This is a genomic window from Klebsiella sp. X1-16S-Nf21, from assembly GCF_002837615.1.
Lineage (GTDB): Bacteria > Pseudomonadota > Gammaproteobacteria > Enterobacterales > Enterobacteriaceae > Klebsiella > Klebsiella variicola.
Window position 1 is genome coordinate 40,626 of sequence record NZ_PJDK01000019.1, and the last position, 17,665, is coordinate 58,290.

Below are 17,665 nucleotides of genomic sequence, written 5' to 3' on the forward strand. Positions count from 1 at the left end.
CCGCATCCGGGCGATGGGAAAATAATGCAGCCCGTTGCCCGGACTGGCAGAAAAATCAGTAGCTGAAGACCAGGGGGATGAGCCAGAGCACCGATATCGAGTTCATGGCGCAAAAATAGGCCCCATAGCGCATGGGGAGTGATGACGTTGAGAGATCGGCAATAACGATAACAACCAGTGAAATAATCAGGTTGGCTATCGACATGACGATAAACAGCAATACCCCCATCAGCCCGGCCGCCATGGCACCGGATGAGGGGCCTCCGCTACCCGCCATCATCGTTATCAGCAACAGTACCCAGGGATAGAGGGAGATGACCAGCACGATGTTTTTGATGTTTCTGATCACCCAGTTGGGCTGCCTTTTCTTAGTCATTATCTGTCCTTAGCGTAATGAATTATTTATCGTGCGTTTCGCCTGAATCATGATGACGGAGGGGCGCTTTAAGGTCATATGGCCAGCAGTCCGAGCCACAATAGTGATATCGAATTCATCGCGAAAAAGCGGACTGCCGCGCCGCTGGCCAGCGGTGGGGTGGAACAGCGGGCAACAAAAATCACCAGCGAGGAGATGAGAACATTCATGCCGGACGTCAGGGCCAGCAGGAATAATATCGCGATGGCGGCGCCGAGTGCGGCATAACCATGCTGATGATGGCGCTGGTTATCCCAGAGGAGCAGTATCATCAGCAACCACGGATAGAGGGTGACCGTGGCGGTAATGAGGTTGATATGTCTGACCAGCCAGTTCGGTTTGGTTTCCATTATTTCAGCGATCCTTGCAGGGCGGGTGGCGGCCGTGGCGCCAGTCGACGTCCTGTCGACAGCCAGTAGCATATCGGTGAGCCAGCGAGAAAGAAATGGTCTGCGCGGAAACCAGGAATTTAGCCCGCGTACCGCAGACGAGTGCTGGCGCGAAGAGTGGCGGGAGACCGGCCCAGGATAAAGCGATAAGCGTCGCGCTATCCCGGGCCGTTAGAAAGGGTGAAGAAGGGCTTAAGCGAGGTCGGCCATCAGCACCTTCGACCGGCGCTGATAGTTATACATCTGCTTTTTACTCTCCGGCAGCAGGTCGATATCCACCGGCGTGAAGCCGCGCTCCTGGAACCAGTGGATGCTGCGGGTGGTTAGCACGAACAGCTTGCTCAGTCCCATCTGTCTGGCCTGAGCGGCAATACGTTCCAGAAGCACCTCTCCCCGCGACGAGCTCCGGTAATCCGGATGCACCGCCACGCAGGCCATTTCGCCGATCTTCTCTTCCGGGAAAGGATAGAGGGCAGCGCAGGCGATAGTGGTGTTATCGCGCTGAATAATGGTGAATTTGTCGATCTCCATCTCCAGCTGCTCGCGGGAGCGGCGCACCAGGATGCCCTGCTGCTCAAGCGGGCTTATCAGCTCAAGAATACCGCCGATATCGTTGATGGTCGCCCGGCGGATCTGCTCCGCGCTCTCCATGACGATCTGGGTGCCGATGCCGTCGCGTGAGAACAGCTCCTGCAGCAGCGCGCCATTTTCCTGATAGCTGATCAGGTGGCAGCGCCGCACGCCGCTGCGGCAGGCCTTCACGGCCCCGCGCAGGAAGCGCACGGTGCCGGAGTTATAATCTTCGTCCGCTTCCAGCTCTTCGACGCGGGCCTGCGCCTCATTAGGGAACAGTTCGGAGACGATTTCCCCGGCCTGGTTGTAAACCCCTTGCGACGAACAGAAGCCGATCATTTTCTCCGCCTTCAGCTTGATGGCCAGCTGGGTGGCGATCTCTTCCGAAGTCAGGTTAAAGCTCTCGCCGGTGACCGACACCGCGACCGGCCCCATCAGGACAATGGCGCCGCTGTCGAGCTGACGATGAATCGCCTCTTCGTCAATGCGGCGAATGCGTCCGCTGTGGCAATAATCGACGCCGTCATCGACGCCCAGCGGCTGGGCGATGATAAAGTTGCCGCTGACAACGTTGATATGGGCCCCCTGCAGCGGGGTATTGTTGAGGCTCATCGACAGGCGGGCGGTGATCTCCAGCTGCAGCATCCCCGCCGCCTGCTTAACCAGCTCAAGCGTTTTAGCGTCAGTCACTCGCGTCTGCTTGTGATAGACCGGCTCGTGGTGGTGCTCGGCGAGGTTAGCGTCAATCTGCGGGCGGGCGCCATAGACCACGACCAGGCGAATGCCCAGGCTATGCAATAATCCTATGTCATTGACAATATTTGAGAAATTTTCATGCTCAATGGCTTCGCCGCCCAGCATGATGACAAACGTTTTTCCCCGATGGGCATTAATATAGGGAACAGAATGGCGGAATCCTTCTACCAGTTCAGTGCGACGTTCCTTCACCATGACAAACCCTCAATGCATGATTATTCGTAATTATTGTATTTTTATTCTGTTTTGCTGTTAAACGCAAGTGCCAATTTTAGGCTAAGCCACGAAAAACATGTGACCCGGCGCAGGGTGTCAATGAATGTTTACCCTTTTATAGATGACAGGTTATATGCCTTTCGTTAAAGTTTCTGGTCAATCTGTTTGTTTTGGGTACAAATGCGTTTTTATTGCTTGGGAGTGGCATGTCGGGAAACAACTCTGGATTAAGCCGTCGCCGTCTGCTGCAGGGCGCGGGCGCCATGTGGTTAATGAGCGTGAGCCCTGTGGGGCTGGCTGCCGATGCGCGGGTGGTCGCTGTTCGCGTCTGGCCAGCATCGACCTACACGCGCGTCACGGTAGAATCGAATCATGTGCTGAAATACCGGCAGTTTGCCCTCAGTAACCCGGAGCGGGTGGTGGTGGATCTGGAAGGGGTTAACCTGAACTCAGTGCTGAAGGGCATGGGGGGGCAGATCCGCGATGACGACCCCTTTATTCAGTCCGCCCGCGTGGGCCAGTTTGATCCGCAAACCGTGCGCATGGTTTTTGAGCTCAAGCAGAACGTTAAGCCGCAGCTGTTTGCCCTCGCGCCGGTGGCTGGCTTTAAAGAGCGTCTGGTGATGGACCTCTACCCCGCCAACGCCACCGATGTTCAGGATCCGCTGCTGGCGCTGCTCGAGGATTACAACAAAGGCGATCTGGAGCGTCAGGTGCCGCCGGCGCAAAGCGGACCACAGCCGGGCAAAGCCGGGCGTGACCGGCCAATTGTCATTATGCTCGATCCCGGACACGGCGGCGAAGACTCCGGCGCCGTGGGGAAGTATCGCACCCGCGAGAAAGATGTGGTGCTGCAGATTGCCCGCCGCCTCCGGGCGCTGATCGACAAAGAAGGCAATATGAAGGCCTATATGACCCGCAACGAAGACGTGTTTATCCCGTTGAAGGTGCGTGTCGCCAAGGCGCAGAAGCAGCGCGCCGACCTGTTCGTATCTATTCACGCCGACGCCTTTACCAGCCGCCAGCCCAGCGGTTCCTCAGTGTTTGCCCTCTCCACCAGGGGGGCCACCAGTACCGCGGCAAAATATCTCGCCCAGACGCAGAACGCCTCGGATCTGATCGGTGGGGTCAGCAAGAGCGGCGACCGCTATGTCGACCACACCATGTTCGATATGGTGCAGTCCCTGACCATCGCCGACAGCCTCAAATTTGGCAAGGCGGTGCTGGAGAAAATGGGCAATATCAATAACCTGCACAAGAATCGGGTAGAGCAGGCGGGCTTTGCGGTGCTGAAGGCGCCGGATATCCCCTCCATTCTGGTGGAGACGGCGTTTATCAGTAACGTGGAAGAAGAGCGGAAGCTGAAAACGGCCAAATTCCAGCAGGAGGTAGCCGAGTCGATCCTCGCCGGGATTAAAGCCTACTTCGCCGACGGCGCGACGCTGGCCCGTCGCGGATAACCACACAGGAAAGGGATATGGCCTTACTGAAAAGCGCCCATGGCGGTAACATCCGCGAGGCCGCCGCCCTGCTGGGTATTGCGCCCGGCGAGCTGCTGGATTTTAGCGCCAACATCAATCCGCTGGGGATGCCAGCTTCGCTCAGGCAGGCGATCGTCGACAACCCAGGCTGCGCCGAGCGCTACCCTGACGTTGAATATCAACAGCTGCATCAGGCGCTGGCTGCCCACCATCAGCTGCCGGCGGCGCATATCCTTGCCGGCAACGGCGAAACTGAATCGATCTTCACCCTCGTCCACGGCCTTAAGCCGCGGCGGGCGATGATCGTCATTCCTGGTTTCGCGGAGTACCGGCGGGCGCTGCAGACGGTGGACTGCGAGGTGGTGGAGTATGCCCTCCGGGAGTGCGATGGCTGGCAGCTGACTGACGCCATCCTCGATGCCCTGACTCCGGCGCTGGACTGCCTGTTTCTTTGCACCCCGAATAACCCCACCGGCCTGCTGCCGGAGCGGGGCCTGCTGGAAGCCATTGCGCAGCGCTGTCGGGCGCTGAACATCAGCCTGATCCTTGACGAGGCCTTCCTCGATTTTATGCCCGACCAGCCGGGATTTATTCCCCTGCTGGCGCAGCACCCGCACGTCTGGGTTCTGCGTTCTCTCACCAAATTTTATGCCATTCCTGGGCTGCGTCTTGGCTACCTGCTCAACGCTGACGCCCAGGCAGTGGCCCGACTGCGCGAGCGACAAATGCCGTGGTCCATCAATGCCTATGCCGCCCTGGCCGGGGAAATTATTCTCCAGGACCGGGCGTATCAGCGGGCCACCTGGCAGTGGCTGCAGGAGGAGGGGGCGCGTTTCTATTCACGACTGAAAGAGATTACCGGGCTGACCGTGTGGCCCGGGCGTGCTAACTACCTGTTCTTGCGCTGCGACAGGCAAGGGCTTGACCTGCAATACGCCTTGTTGCGCCAGCATGTGCTGATCCGCAGCTGCGCCAACTACCCGGGGCTGGATAGCCGTTATTTCCGGGTGGCGATCCGTAGCGCCAGCGAAAATGACCAGCTGCTGGCGGCGCTGCAGCGGGTGCTGGCCTGAGGGCTACTGCAGGGTGACGCCCCCACGCACCATCGCCAGCAGATGCTGCTGCGGCCAGTGGGCGGCGATGTCGCTGTCTGCCAGTCGCCATTGCAGAAATTCGACGTCATGACGACGGCGGTCCAGCAGCAGGCCGACGACGCTGCCGCTGTGCGCTACATTAAGGCCATACAATCCTGCGCTTTCCACCAGTTGCAGTAGCGCGTCAAACCCCGGTTTGGGCAACAGCTGCTGGCTGGCGATGGCGCTGATGGTCGCCGCTTCGCCCAGTAGCTGTGGGCTGCCGCAATGGCAGGCCTGCTGTACTTTCTCCCACGCCAGCTGCAGCCGGGAGGCGTTAGCCAACAGACCCGCCTCGCGCGGCAGCTGGTGGTAGTCGGTGGTGCGCAGCGTCAGCGGGCTCTCCAGTACTAACAGGTCGAGCGCTGGCGGAGGGGGACAGGCGATTTGCGTGGCGGCGGTATTATGGTCGAACAGCGTCAGCTGGCGAAACAGGGTGCTGTCGGTAGGCTCCAGCGCGACGCACAGGCGCGCCAGCGTCGGCTCATCCAGTAGATGGCCCAGATGATGGGCGGTGGCGACGGCGGTGGCAGCGATATCGGCGGTGCTGCTGGCCATCCCTTTGGCCACCGGGATCGTTGAGTGCAGGGTGATGCGGATCTGCTGGCTCAGCGCTGGGGGGTAGCCCCAGTGGGCCAGCAACTGGTCGACCATCGCCCGTGACAGCGGCCGCTCATCTTTTCGCGGCACCCCGGTCTCGACCTCGACGGTGCTGTACCAGTCCACCGGGCAGGAGACCAGTTTCTCGCTGCCGAGGATCCAGCCCTGGATAAGTTCTCCGCACGAGGCGGGACATTGTGCAACAGCCACGTTTTCACCTTTCCGCTTACCTTCGCCAGGGCGCATAGTGGCATGGCGACCCGCCGGTTACCATGATTCTCCGCAAGAGGAGGCGCGTCGTTTATGCCGACACCGCCAGCTCGCGCGCCTGCGGCAAGGCAAGACGCATGACGTCGCGGGCAATCATCAGCTCTTCATTGGTGTTGATCACCGCCACTTTGACCAGCGCATTATCCGCCTGAATAAAGGTCGCGCTCCGCTGGTTTTTCTCGTCGTCCAGCGCGAGGCCGAGAAAGTGCAAATTGCGGCAGATTGTCGCCCGCGCCCGGGCGGAATGCTCGCCTATGCCGCCGGTAAAGATCAGCGCGTCCAGACCTCCCATCTGCATGATATAGCTGCCGATAGTTGCGCGAATGCGTTCGGCAAACAGCGACAGCGCCAGAGCCGCCCTTTCGTTGCCGGCGTCGGCTGCCTGTTCGACGTCGCGGTAATCAGAAGACACGCCGGAGACGCCCAGCAGCCCGGATTCATTATTCAGCAGCTGGCTGAGCTGCAGGGCGGATTTCCCCTCTTTCTCCACCAGCCAGGGAAGAATCGACGGATCGATATCGCCGCTGCGGGTGCCCATCATCACCCCGGACTGGGGAGTAAAGCCCATTGAGGTATTCACCGACTGCCCGCCTTTGATGGCGCAGACGCTACAGCCATTGCCCAGGTGGCAGCTCACTACCCGCAGGGCGCTCAGCGGTACGCCCAGCTTTTCCGCCAGCGCGCTGCTGACATAGTGATGGCTGGTGCCGTGAAAACCGTAGCGGCGAATGCCCAGCTCGGCGTAATAGCGCCAGGGCAGGGGATAGAGCCAGGCCTCCGGCTTCAGGGTCTGGTGAAAGGCGGTATCAAAGACCGCTACCGCCGGTACCGCCGGCAGCCGCTGGCGAAAGAGGCGAATGCCCAGCGCATTGACCGGGTTATGCAGCGGCGCCAGCTCCGCCAGGCGTTCGATCTCCCGCAGGGTGTCGTCGCAGACCAGCGCGGCGTCTTTGAAGCGTTCGCCGCCGTGGGCGACGCGGTGGCCAACGCCGTCTATCTCCTGCAGGCTGCTCAGGATCCCGCGGCCGGTCAGCGCCTCCAGCAGCAGGGTCACTGCCTCATGGTGATCGGCGATGGGCAGCGTCTCCTGCCATTTCTGTGCCGACGTTTTCAGCATGAAGCGGGCCTCGGGCAAGCCAATACGTTCGATCAGCCCCTGGCAGAGCAGCGCTCCCTGCGGCATGTTAAGCAGCTGAAACTTCAGGGAGGAGCTGCCGGCGTTGATCGCCATGATTTTATAGGTCATTGATATTCCTCTGCGTTCAGGCAGGCGAGCAGGTCATCAAGCCCGTCGCCGGTTAACGCGCTGGTGATAAAGATATGTTCGGCGCCTGCTGCCTCGAGCCATGCCCGGACCTGTTGCAGACGGGGCGGGGCGGCTAAATCGGCTTTGGTGATCACCCCGATGACCGGGCGGTTCATCGGAGCGGTAAGCCCCGGAGAAAAGGGTGACCAGGGCGCATCGGCATTCAGTACCAGCGCGATGACATCGGCCTCGCAGGCGCTGGTGAGCAGTGCGCTGTACAGGCAGCGGTTTTCCAGATATTCCCCCGGGGTGTCGATGGCGGCCGGCGTCCAGACGATGGCCTGCGTTTTTTGATAACGCAGGGTTTCGCCACGCAATACCTGGGTCAGCGAGGTTTTGCCGCACTGGCTGGGTCCGATAAGCATCAGGCGTTTCATGGGCTCAGGTCCGGGTAATTGGACAGGCGGTGAAGCGCATCAGCTCACCAAGGGTGCGTGTGACCTGCCTGAGCGCGTACTCCACCGCGGAGACATCGCCGGTCAACACCACCGCGCCGGTGAAGCGATCGAGAAAGCCGATCTCCACCGCGCCAGACTTGGTGGCGATGTCGCAGGCGATGATTGACGCCTCACTGGGGGTAATGGTGAGAATGCCGATGGCGGAGACCGCGTCCGGCAGACCCAGCTTTTTGAACAGATCTTTGCCCGGATTGGCGATGAGATGCGCCAGAGTGACCTGTTTACCCGGGACATACTCCTGGATCATGCGTTCGGTAGGGGTTTGCGGTTCCATTATCCCTCCATCAGCTGTTGCCACAGCGCGTCGTGCGGTCGCGGGATCACTGCCCGGTAAACCAGTAATCCTTTCTCGCCTGCACTGTCGCTGGCCACCGTGACGGCGTTGTCGACATCGGCGATATCACCCGCCACCACCATGTAACACTTGCCGCCGATACCAAACGCCATATGGATGCGCACCAGGGTGACGTTGGCCGCTTTCACCGCGCGGTCGGCGGCGCTGATGCACGCTGCCACGCTCCAGGTTTCGACGATCCCCGCCGCCTGCCGCTGCTCGACCACGTTGAGTCCGCTGATCGCCGGCAGTACGCTGGGGTGAATGTTGGCCAGCACCAGGCTGTCCACCAGCATCTCCCCGGCGCGCGCCGTGCCGGCGGCGATTGCCTGTTGCACGGCGCCGACGTCGCCGCCGAGCATCAGCAGGAATTTCCCGGGACAAAGGGTTCTGCAGAGCAGGAGCTGTACGTTCGCGCTTTTCAGCATGACGTCGCCCAGCTCCATTCCCCTGGCGATACTGGTCAGTTCTAAAATTCCGATAGCCTGGGTCATGATTAACCTCTTACAAGCGTAATGGCCTGCTCCGTGATGGCGGAGACCTGGCCGTCAATACTGGCGTGTACCGGCGCACCGAGGGCGTCGGCAGGGATGTCTGCCAGCAGCTGGCCGCGCGTGACTCGCTCTCCCGGCGCGACGCAGGGGACGGCGCTGATGCCGATATGCTGGCGCAGCGGCAGGGTGACGCAGCCCACCTCCGGCTCCACCGCCGTCAGCGGCGCCTCCTGATACCAGGGATCAAGCCCCAGTTTGCTGATGAGCCGTTTGACCGGCACCAGGCGGTGCTTCGCCATCTCGTCCGCCGGACGCAGCGGTCCTTCGTAGCGCAGATTTTTCGCTCTCAGCTCACGTTTCAGCAGACGGTTGATGCGCATAGGGGAAATCCCCACCGGGCAGGCGACGCTCTCGCAAACGTTGCACTCCGAGCAGGTCAGGGCGCTGAGCAGCAGCGACGGGGTGGCCGCCTGGCGATAGTTCACCGCCCGCACCAGCAGGTGGGGAGAAAGCTCATGGCCGATCAGGTGCCGGGGGCATAAATCCGTGCATAAGCGGCACTGCTCACAGACGGTGCGGGCGATGGCGAGCAGGGTGTGCTCATCCTGCCGCCGCCGCTGGATCAACGGATGGTTGCCCGGAAGCACCAGCAGGCCGCCGGTGGTTTTGGTGACCGGTGTCTCGAGGGAGGTGATGAGTGCGCCCATCATCGGACCGCCGTTGATAAACCCCGGTTCGGCAACCGTCGCGCCGCCGGCCAGGGCCAGCACCTCGCGCAGCGACATGCCCAGCGGGACAGTCAGCGTCAGCGGACGGGCGACAGCGCCATTGACGGTCAACGTCCGGCGGGTCACCGGATAGCCCTGCTCCACGGCTCTGGCGATATTGAGCACCGTCTGCACGTTATTGACCACTACGCCGACGCTGACCGGCAGCGCGGCAGGCGGCACGCGACGACCCGTCGCCAGCCAGATAGTGAGCACCTCATCCCCGGCCGGATAGACATCAGGCAGAATATGCAGCCGGGCCCATTCCGGTAGTCGCGGGGTTAACGCCGCAATCGCCGGAGTATATTTCGCTTTCAGGGCAATGATCCCTTCCCGGGCGCCGGTGGCGGTCATTGCGTAACCCAGGCCGCGAATCAGCCGGTCAGCCTGCTGCGCCATCAGCTGTTGATCAACCTTCAGCATCGGTTCGCATTCAGCGGCGTTCACCAGCACGGTATCCACCCTGGCCTGCAGTTTGATGTGGGTCGGAAAGCCCGCCCCACCGGCGCCCACCACGCCGGCGGCCCGGATGCGCTCGCGGATCTCCGCCGCGTCCATGTCTGGTAGTGGCACTATCGCTTCACTCATTGCAGGCTCTCCAGCAGTTGCGCGATGGCCGCGCCATCGGCCGGACGCGGGTTGGTGCGCAGGGTGGCGTCGGCCAGCGCGGCCGGCACCATGGCGGGAATTCGCGATAAGAAAAGGGGATATTTTTCCTGCAAGGCGCCCTTGAGGGTGGGAATGGCGCACTGCTGTTTCAGTGTTTCCACCGCGGCAAGCAGCGCCTGGAGAGCCTCCTGTTCGCCAGCTTCCGGCGGGCAGAACCGGCAGGCCCTGGCCAGGCGCGCATAGCGCTTCGCCGCTCGCGGCTCGCCGGCGTTAAAGCGGATCACCGCGGTCAGCAGCAGCGCGTTGGCCAGGCCATGGGGAAGGTGAAACTGGCCGCCAAGCTGATGGGCGATAGCATGATTGAGCCCAAGGCCAGCCTGGCTAAAGGCCATACCGGCGAGGGTTGAAGCATTGTGCATTTTGCTGCGGGTCGCAACGCAGTCGCCCTGGCGAACCGCAACGGGTAGGGCGCGAAACACCAGCCTGGCGGCCTTTTCCGCCAGCGCATCGGTAAAATCGGTGGCCTGCGGCGATACCCATGCCTCAAGGGCGTGGGTCAGGACGTCCAGTCCGGTATGGGCTGTGATGGTGGGCGGTACGCTGATCACCAGCGTTGGGTCGAGGATCGCCATGTCGGGACAGAGCGCCTCATGGAACAGCGGGTACTTGATCCCTTTTTCCGGGTCGCTGATGACGCAGGCGCTGGTCACTTCCGACCCGGTACCGCTGGTGGTGGGGATCGCCACGCAGGTGTCGACAGGCAGCCCGCCCTGCTGGCTGAACCAGACGATCGCCTTGGCGGCGTCCATCGCCGAGCCGCCGCCGAAGCCGATCACCACTTGCGGACGCAGGGCCTGCATCTGCGCTATCCCTTTCGCCACGGTGTGAATGGTCGGATCCGGTGTAATATCGCTGAACACGCTGACGCGGTTGCTGGCGGGCAGCGCGGCGCGCAGCCGCTCGAACAGCGGCGAGCGCGCCAGGAAGCCGTCGCAGACGATCCAGATGTGCTGATGGCTAAAGCGCTGCAGCGCGGCCAGGCTGCCCGGGCCGCTGTAGAGGCGCGTTTGCAGAGAAAAGGTGTGCATGGCGCCCCCGGTTAGCGAATGGAAAAACCGTTGGTCAACACGCAGCGCCGCAGGCGGGCGAACGTCCGCGCGGAGGTGGTGCCTTCTCCGGTTGGCGTGGCGATGGTGAAGGTGGTAAACCCTTCGCCGCCGACGCCGATACCCGCGTAAGACGGACCATTTTTGACAAAAATGGAGGTCTGCAGCGTGCGTGCCGCCAGATTGAGCCGCGAGACATTCTGCGAGTGCATAATGGCGGTGTGGTGCAGACCCTCCTCAACGCGCAGGGCCAGGGCCAGGGCGCTATCAAAATCGGCGACCCGGACGATCGGCAGCACCGGCATCAGTTGCTCGCAGGTCACCCAGGGGTCGTTCGCCTGCACCTCGGCTATCAGCAGGCGAGGGGGGCGGGAAGGGACGGCGAGACCGGCGGCCGCCAGCAGCTCAGCCGGGCTCTTACCAACCAGTTTTTTATTCGCCGCGCCGTCGGGCAGGCAGACGGCGCGCAGGGTATCGGTCTCCTGCGGGCTCAACAGCAGCGCGTCAAAATCCTGCATCTGCTGGATCAGGCGGTCAGCGACGGAGGCGACGACGATCAGGCTTTTTTCGGCGATACAGGGCAGGTTGTAATCGAAGGCGGCGCCGCTGATGATATCTTCGGCGGCTTTGACGAGATCGGCCGTTTCATCAACGATGCACGGCGGATTGCCGGCGCCAGCGCCGATCACTTTTTTACCGCTTTTCATGCCCATCGCCACAATGCCAGGGCCGCCGGTGATAGCCAGAACGGCAATCAGCGGGTGGGCCATCATTTGCTGGGTGGCTTCAAAGGTCGGCTCGGCAACGGTCACCACCAGGTTACGGATCCCGCTGCAGCGGTAGGCGATCTCTTCGATCCTGGCGATAAGCGTTAACGAGACCTTTTTCGCGCCGGGATGGGGGCTGAAATAGACGCTGTTACCCGCCGCCAGCATGCTGATACTGTTGTTGATAATGGTTTCCGTTGGGTTGGTGCTGGGCGCCACGGCGCCAATAACCCCGAACGGTGAGTACTCAAACAGCACCATCCCGCCATCGCCGGTGAGGGCGCTGGTAGTGAGATCCTCAATGCCCGGTGTGTTCTCAAGGGCAGCTTTATTTTTCAGATATTTATCTTCTTTGTTGCCCATGCCGGTTTCCGTGGCGCTCTCCTCCGCCAGCGTCGCCAGCTCGGGGGCCAGCGTCTCCCGCAGCGCGCTGATAATGGCGCTGCGGGTTTTTAGCGGACACTGCTGATAGCGGAGAAAAGCCTGATGGGCGGCGTCGATGGCGCTGCCGACGTCGCGGAAAATGCCCTGCTGTTCCTGAGAAACGGGGGCGGGCGCGAGCTTTTCGCTGAGAATGGTGCGGATAAGGGTTTCCAGTTCTGCTGTATTCATTGATGTGTTCTCACGTTAATGGCCGCCATAGCAGCCTGTGCAATAGCCATATCCTGCTCGATGCTGCCGCCGCTAATCCCGAGGCCGGCTATTAGCTGGCCATCGCGCCACAGCGGATATCCGCCGCCAAAGGTGACGACTTTGCCCTGCAGATGGCTCTCCAGACCGTACAGCGCAGCGCCTGGCTGTACGGTCGTCGCGAGCTCGTGGGTGGCGGTTTTCATGGCGACGGCGGTCCAGGCTTTTTTCGGCGCCAGCTCGCTGCTGACCAGCAGCGCATCGGGCATTCGCCAGGTCACGGTTTCGGTACCGTGTGCGTCAACGATGCTCACCACCACCGGCACCTGCAGCTGGCGGGCGTGTTCGATAGCCTGACGGGTAAGCTGATGCAGCTCGTGAAAGGAGAGCGACCCGGCCTGGGCTTTGGGCGCGTCGGACGCAGGCGACCCGCTGGCGGCCAGGTAGCGGGCGGCAATCTCCGCCACGAGGCGGCGCTGGTGATCGGCCTGATCCTCGCTGCGCGCCAGGGCATACAGGCAGTCAGATAAGCGGTTCAGATAACGCAGCAGTATCTGACGGATAGTGACCTCTGCCGCCAGCTCGACCAGCCGGCGCTCCGCCCGACGGGAAACGGTGCGGGCCAGGTGCAGACGACTGGCGGCTTCGCACCGTCCGGGCAACACAAACTGGTGCAGCGCCGGCACGCGGGCCATCTCGCGATCGATGGTCTGCTCCAGCAGGGCAATCTCTTCGCTGCTGATATAGCGCTTACCCGGTGATGGCTGTTCGCTGTCGCTGGCGAGCTCCGCGCTGAACCAGAAAATATGTTGCTGCAGGGCTTCGAGCAGGACGCGATGTTCTTCTTCAGCGACGGCGCAGACGCACAGGCTCAGCACCGCGTTCAGTTCATCCAGGGTGCCGTAGGCTTCGACGCGCGGATGCGTCTTGCTGACCCGCTGGCCGGTAAAGAGTGATGTACTGCCGGCATCGCCGGTTCGGGTATAAATAGCCACAGGCGCCCCCTTAGCGTGAAAGTGAGTCAACAATGCCCACAACGGCAAGATCGATAGCCTCATTCGGGCCGCTAAAGACGTGGCGTGCGCTCGAGCCGCTGCAGAGCAGCACCAGCTCGCCGACGCCAGCGCCAACCGAATCTACCGCCACTTCATCGCCGCTCGCGGGCGGAAATGGATGTTCGTCGTCTGTGCTTACCCGGCGTACCAGCAGCAGTTTTTTGCCGTTCAGAGAGGGCGATTTTTGCGTCGAGACGACGGCGCCGGTCACGCGTGCCAGATGCATAGTTCACTCCTGCGTAATCAATTGAACATGCCGCGCGACGGCCGCTTCGCGGGCGAGGGCGGTGATAATGGGGCGGCGGCGCAGCACCAGATAACCTCCGTGGAGGCGGGCTACATCGGCGTAGGTGAGCACCGACGCGGCGTGAAGTCTGACGGGCTGGCCAGGCGGGTCGCTGAACGTCAGCGGCAAACGGGCGAGTTTTTTTACCGCCAGCGCGGGGAGCAGGGCGGGAAGCAGCGTTAGCTGTACCCGAACGCCCCAGGCCATCGCCTCATGCAACGCGCAACCGGCGGCCGTCAGTGCGCGCTGGCCGGTAAGCTGCTCCAGCAGCGGTAAATCCACCTGCACGATGCGCAGCGAAGCGTGCTGGCACAGCAGGCTGTGGATATCCGCTTCGCCGAGCTGGGCCACGCTGAGCGTGGCCGTACTCCGGGCGCGACGACGCAGGCGGGCGGCGACCTCTTCGACGATACGCTGCAGCATCGCGTGGTTCATGGCTTCGTCACCAGCGTAGCCCAGGCCTGCGCAGCGTCAGCGCCTGCCGCATTGGCTTCGTCAGTATCGATGTGCATCTCAAGACGCATATCCGGGGCTACGCGGACCGCTACATTGTCGAAGATAAGCCGCCTGTCGCTGCCTTCGATCGCCACCGCGACGCTATCGCCATGGGCGACGCGCAGGATCAGGGCATCGAGCGGGGACATATGAATATGTCGTTGGGCGACGATCGTCCCGCTGCTCAGCTCCAGTTCGGCAAAGGGGCTTATCAGGCGGATCCCCGGCGTGTCCTGCAGATTGCCGGACATGCGCAGCGGCGCGGCGATACCGAGGGTCCGGGCGTCGGTGCGTGAGATTTCCACCTGGCTGGTCTGGCGCAAAGGGCCGAGCAGGCGCACGTTGTTTAATCGTCCTTTGGGGCCAACCAGGGTCACCGTCTGCTCTGCAGCATACTGTCCGGGCTGCAGCAGCGCTTTTTTCGGCTGGATAGGCTGAGCGGGAAAGAGCCTGGCGTAGTCAGCCGCCGCTAAATGGATATGGCGACTGGAGATACCGATAGGGATGGGACGCTGGCGCATCTCATCCAGCACTTTGTTGACTGTTGAAGCCAGCTGTTGTTTATCCATTACGCGTCACCTCGTTTACCGGCGTGCAGGCACTGCGAGCGAGGTTCGCCTTTTTGCCGTGGACAGTGCGGGTCCAGGCACAGGTTGCAGGTCACCTGCTCCGCAGGGCGGGGGAGGGTGTCTGCGGGATCTCTGCGCTCATCCATTACGGTGGCGTTCTCCTCTTCCAGAGCAGCGTCAGGTGCTGGTGAAGGCGCTTCGACGCGGGCTGGCAGCAGGCCTGCGCCGGGCCTGGCGATAACCTTCTGCGCCACCAGCCCCTGCTGCCGGTCGGCGAGTTCGGCCCCGGTCATCACCGCCGCCTGGACAGAGGCCACATCACCGGCGATCTTCACCACCATCCAGCCGGAGCCGTTGGTCTTTTCCAGGGCGAGCAGCGTGATGGCGGCCGCTTTCGCCATGGCGTCGGCGCAGGTGATGGCCAGGGCCAGGCCGCTGACCTCAAGTAATCCCAGTGATTGCTTCACGCAGTGCTCCTTGTTTCAAGGTCAGACGGATTTCGGCAGAATGGCCTCGACATCGCTGTGCGGGCGTGGGATCACATGGCTGGACTTGACCTCGCCGACCACGCTGGCCGCCGCGCTCCCGGCGTCAACGGCGGCTTTCACTGCACCGACGTCTCCGCGGACCATCACGGTAATCAGCCCGGAGCCAATTTTTTCGTAACCAATCAACTGCACGTTGGCGGATTTCACCATTGCATCAGCGGCTTCAATGGCGCCAACCAGGCCTTTCGTTTCAACCAGTCCTAGTGCGTTATTCATATTGTGTTCTCCTGTGGATTAAGCATTGCGATCCCGAAATGGGATCCCTTTGACGAGACGAGCCGCATTGTTGCCAGTGTTTCGCCGGGCCAGCCTGTCCTGGTGATACCTCAGCGAAAACAGCGGAGTTGATGCGGGTAAATTTTTGTAGTGCACGATGAGCTGTTCCCGGTCGCAGGCGATGCCCACCAGCAGCGGCGAACGCTGCGCCGCCTGCCAGGCGTGATGGACAAGATCGCCGCCGGTCCGCGGTTGCAGAACGAAAGGAATGCCTTCCTCTTCAATGCCCAGCAGGACATCGCGCCACTGTTCGCTGCATTCGTCAGTGACCGCAATGACGATGGCGGGGGTGACGAGGCTACTCTCCATGCGTACCTCCTTTTTGCCAGGCAAGGAGTAATCCGCTGGCGACCGCATTGCGCGGGCCTTCACTGCCGCGGATGTTGCCGCGCCCGGCAACCAGCCGGTAGTGCGCCAGCGCGTCGGTGACCAGCTGGGGGATCTCGAAATCGAGGGACGAGCCGCCCACCAGCACTACGAACGGGATGTCGCGAATGTTGCCGGTAGGGCTCACCTGGCGTAACGCCCGCAGGGCGTTGGTGACAAAGACGCGTGATTTGGCGCTACGGCGAATGGCGCGCACTTTCTCCAGCGGCAGATCGCCGGGCAGGGGAACCAGTTCATCCGGTTTCACCACGCAGACGCGGGCAAATACCGCCGGTGGTAAGGCCGACGGAAAAAACTGGACGCTGCCGTCTTCATGACGCAGATGAAACAGGCTTTCGACTTTCGCCAGCGGGTATTTTTTGATCTCTTCCGCCAGGTAGCGGTCCTCAAGCCCCAGCTCGCGGGCGATGATCATCGTGACCATATCGCCGGCGCCGGCCAGGTGAGTGGCGCTGATCTCTCCTTGCGCATTGATAATGGAGGCGTCGGTCGACCCGGCGCCCAGATCGAGGATCGCCAGCGGGCGCGTGGTGCCGGGAGTGGTGAGCGCCCCGAGAATGGCCGCTTCCGCCTCAGCGCCACCCACCTGAACCGCAATCTGCAGTTTGTGCTCAATTTCACGGGCGATCAGGGCCATCTGCAGGCGATCCGACTTGACCATCGAGGCGATACCCACCGCCTGCTCCAGCGAGAACTCCCCCGCCAGGCCACCGGTCACGCTGACCGGCACCGCCGTATCAACGGCCAGCAGATCCTGAATGCGGATCTCCTGAGCTGGCTTATTGGTAAGCTCAGCCATGGTCTGGCGCACATGCTCAAGCATGCCGCCGATATTGGTGCCCGCTTCTCCCGCGACGTTGTCCAGTTTGCCGCAGCCGTCAACCGCCTTCATGATGGCTTCCGCCCCGGCGGCCACATCAACCTGTACGCTGCGCCCCTGAGCGATGAGCAGCAGATTCCCCGCCGGAATAGTCCGTGCCTTGACGTCGCCGGAGGGGGTTTTCACCACTACGGCCGAACGATTGCCAATCAGCGCCCGCGCCATTGGCACGATATTTTTGGTCTCTTCGGCGTTGAGATTGAAAACGGTGGCAATACCATAGGGGTTGGAGAGCGTTTCGATAATCTTGCCGGGTAAAGCGACCTCGACCGCCGCCAGCATGCCAAGTGGAATACGGTCGATATGCTGAACTTCATCGATCACCGGCAGCGGTTGCTGTAGCCGGTTATTGACCAGCACGCCGTCATCCTGCTGCAAAATAATGCCGGAAATCTGATAGCCCGCTGCCGTCGCCGCATTGACCATCGCAGCGACATCGGCAAAGTCAAAGGCTGAGGAGACCACCAGAATATAGGGGGCGTCCGCAGCGCAGGACAGCAGCGCCTCCGGTGTGATGGTGATGCCGACCCCCAGTCCGACGCCGCCGGGTGTCTTCGGGTTGTGGCCGATCATGGTGGACTCGGTGATGATGGTTTCCGTGATGGTCTCCATCGCCACATCGCCAATGACCGGCGTGGCTTCGTTAATGCGAATAAGCGAGATATCGCTGACCTGAATGCCTGCCGCTTTTGCCGCCTGTGTTAGCGCCTCCTGAATACCGAACACATTACGTAATGTGCCTTTAATACCGGTGGTTTCAGCCAGCGCGCTGTGGCGGATGTTCAGCACACCTGCGTCATCGACCGTCGCCAGGGCGACCTCTGTCGATGAGTTGCCAATATCAATGCCAGCGATATAGCGCATG

21 protein-coding genes are annotated in these 17,665 nt (G+C 61.8%); 2 read left to right on the top strand and 19 right to left on the bottom strand.

Translation table 11 applies throughout. The features are described from left to right. Positions 1 to 55 precede the first annotated feature (55 nt). The 3 genes from CW267_RS11095 to argA form a co-directional block, all read right to left on the bottom strand. Positions 56 to 376: a hypothetical protein gene (locus CW267_RS11095; protein ID WP_023340690.1), complete on the bottom strand. Its 321-nt coding sequence runs from the start codon at positions 374 to 376 to the stop codon at positions 56 to 58. 74 nt (positions 377 to 450) lie between these two features. Beyond that, positions 451 to 765 (bottom strand): hypothetical protein, encoded by a 315-nt coding sequence (locus CW267_RS11100; protein WP_049153381.1) that lies wholly within the window; start codon positions 763 to 765, stop codon positions 451 to 453. 231 nt (positions 766 to 996) lie between these two features. Further along, positions 997 to 2,328, bottom strand: coding sequence for an amino-acid N-acetyltransferase (gene argA, locus CW267_RS11105; protein WP_004149616.1), 1,332 nt, complete (start codon positions 2,326 to 2,328; stop codon positions 997 to 999). Positions 2,329 to 2,555: 227 nt separating this feature from the next. On the opposite strand from argA, the gene amiC reads away from it, so the two are divergent. Next, a complete protein-coding gene (gene amiC, locus CW267_RS11110; protein WP_008806319.1) occupies positions 2,556 to 3,809 on the top strand; it encodes an N-acetylmuramoyl-L-alanine amidase AmiC in 1,254 nt (417 codons plus the stop codon). Positions 3,810 to 3,826: 17 nt separating this feature from the next. After that, positions 3,827 to 4,903, top strand: coding sequence for a threonine-phosphate decarboxylase CobD (cobD, locus tag CW267_RS11115; RefSeq protein ID WP_049153383.1), 1,077 nt, complete (start codon positions 3,827 to 3,829; stop codon positions 4,901 to 4,903). Between the two features lie 3 nt (positions 4,904 to 4,906). Here cobD and CW267_RS11120 read toward each other — a convergent pair whose 3' ends face one another. From CW267_RS11120 to CW267_RS11195, 16 genes are all read right to left on the bottom strand, one after another. Beyond that, on the bottom strand, positions 4,907 to 5,773 hold the full coding sequence (locus CW267_RS11120; RefSeq protein ID WP_032737189.1) for an L-threonine kinase: 867 nt from the start codon (positions 5,771 to 5,773) through the stop codon (positions 4,907 to 4,909). Positions 5,774 to 5,864: 91 nt separating this feature from the next. Further along, positions 5,865 to 7,079: an acetate/propionate family kinase gene (locus tag CW267_RS11125; RefSeq protein WP_038421749.1), complete on the bottom strand. Its 1,215-nt coding sequence runs from the start codon at positions 7,077 to 7,079 to the stop codon at positions 5,865 to 5,867. Next, positions 7,076 to 7,516 (bottom strand): propanediol utilization protein PduV, encoded by a 441-nt coding sequence (pduV, locus tag CW267_RS11130; RefSeq protein WP_008806315.1) that lies wholly within the window; start codon positions 7,514 to 7,516, stop codon positions 7,076 to 7,078. The genes CW267_RS11125 and pduV overlap by 4 nt, the downstream gene beginning before the upstream one ends. Positions 7,517 to 7,520: 4 nt before the next feature. After that, on the bottom strand, positions 7,521 to 7,871 hold the full coding sequence (gene pduU, locus CW267_RS11135; protein WP_002915850.1) for a propanediol utilization microcompartment protein PduU: 351 nt from the start codon (positions 7,869 to 7,871) through the stop codon (positions 7,521 to 7,523). After that, positions 7,871 to 8,425 (bottom strand): propanediol utilization microcompartment protein PduT, encoded by a 555-nt coding sequence (pduT, locus tag CW267_RS11140; RefSeq protein ID WP_023298168.1) that lies wholly within the window; start codon positions 8,423 to 8,425, stop codon positions 7,871 to 7,873. The genes pduU and pduT overlap by 1 nt, the downstream gene beginning before the upstream one ends. A 2-nt stretch (positions 8,426 to 8,427) precedes the next feature. Beyond that, positions 8,428 to 9,780 (bottom strand): 4Fe-4S dicluster domain-containing protein, encoded by a 1,353-nt coding sequence (locus tag CW267_RS11145; RefSeq protein ID WP_032740965.1) that lies wholly within the window; start codon positions 9,778 to 9,780, stop codon positions 8,428 to 8,430. Continuing rightward, positions 9,777 to 10,889, bottom strand: coding sequence for a 1-propanol dehydrogenase PduQ (gene pduQ, locus CW267_RS11150; RefSeq protein ID WP_032740964.1), 1,113 nt, complete (start codon positions 10,887 to 10,889; stop codon positions 9,777 to 9,779). Before pduQ ends, CW267_RS11145 begins: the two co-directional genes overlap by 4 nt. A gap of 11 nt (positions 10,890 to 10,900) precedes the next feature. Continuing rightward, on the bottom strand, positions 10,901 to 12,286 hold the full coding sequence (gene pduP / locus CW267_RS11155; protein WP_032755433.1) for a CoA-acylating propionaldehyde dehydrogenase PduP: 1,386 nt from the start codon (positions 12,284 to 12,286) through the stop codon (positions 10,901 to 10,903). After that, entirely contained in the window at positions 12,283 to 13,299 is a 1,017-nt protein-coding gene (gene pduO / locus CW267_RS11160; RefSeq protein ID WP_049139874.1) for a two-domain cob(I)yrinic acid a,c-diamide adenosyltransferase PduO, read from the bottom strand. The genes pduP and pduO overlap by 4 nt, the downstream gene beginning before the upstream one ends. A gap of 10 nt (positions 13,300 to 13,309) precedes the next feature. Next, complete coding sequence (locus tag CW267_RS11165; RefSeq protein ID WP_008806309.1) at positions 13,310 to 13,585, bottom strand: EutN/CcmL family microcompartment protein; 276 nt, start codon at positions 13,583 to 13,585, stop codon at positions 13,310 to 13,312. A gap of 3 nt (positions 13,586 to 13,588) precedes the next feature. After that, positions 13,589 to 14,080 (bottom strand): microcompartment protein PduM, encoded by a 492-nt coding sequence (pduM, locus tag CW267_RS11170; RefSeq protein WP_049139872.1) that lies wholly within the window; start codon positions 14,078 to 14,080, stop codon positions 13,589 to 13,591. Next, positions 14,077 to 14,709: a phosphate propanoyltransferase gene (locus CW267_RS11175; RefSeq protein WP_008806307.1), complete on the bottom strand. Its 633-nt coding sequence runs from the start codon at positions 14,707 to 14,709 to the stop codon at positions 14,077 to 14,079. The genes pduM and CW267_RS11175 overlap by 4 nt, the downstream gene beginning before the upstream one ends. Continuing rightward, on the bottom strand, positions 14,709 to 15,176 hold the full coding sequence (locus CW267_RS11180; RefSeq protein WP_012967299.1) for a BMC domain-containing protein: 468 nt from the start codon (positions 15,174 to 15,176) through the stop codon (positions 14,709 to 14,711). Before CW267_RS11180 ends, CW267_RS11175 begins: the two co-directional genes overlap by 1 nt. Positions 15,177 to 15,197: 21 nt before the next feature. Beyond that, complete coding sequence (gene pduJ / locus CW267_RS11185; protein ID WP_002915806.1) at positions 15,198 to 15,473, bottom strand: propanediol utilization microcompartment protein PduJ; 276 nt, start codon at positions 15,471 to 15,473, stop codon at positions 15,198 to 15,200. Positions 15,474 to 15,491: 18 nt separating this feature from the next. Continuing rightward, entirely contained in the window at positions 15,492 to 15,842 is a 351-nt protein-coding gene (locus tag CW267_RS11190) for a glycerol dehydratase reactivase beta/small subunit family protein (RefSeq protein WP_012540672.1), read from the bottom strand. Then, positions 15,832 to 17,664 carry a diol dehydratase reactivase subunit alpha gene (locus CW267_RS11195; RefSeq protein WP_016161756.1) on the bottom strand — a complete coding sequence of 611 codons (1,833 nt, stop codon included), beginning with the start codon at positions 17,662 to 17,664 and terminating at the stop codon, positions 15,832 to 15,834. The genes CW267_RS11190 and CW267_RS11195 overlap by 11 nt, the downstream gene beginning before the upstream one ends. Position 17,665 lies beyond the last annotated feature (1 nt).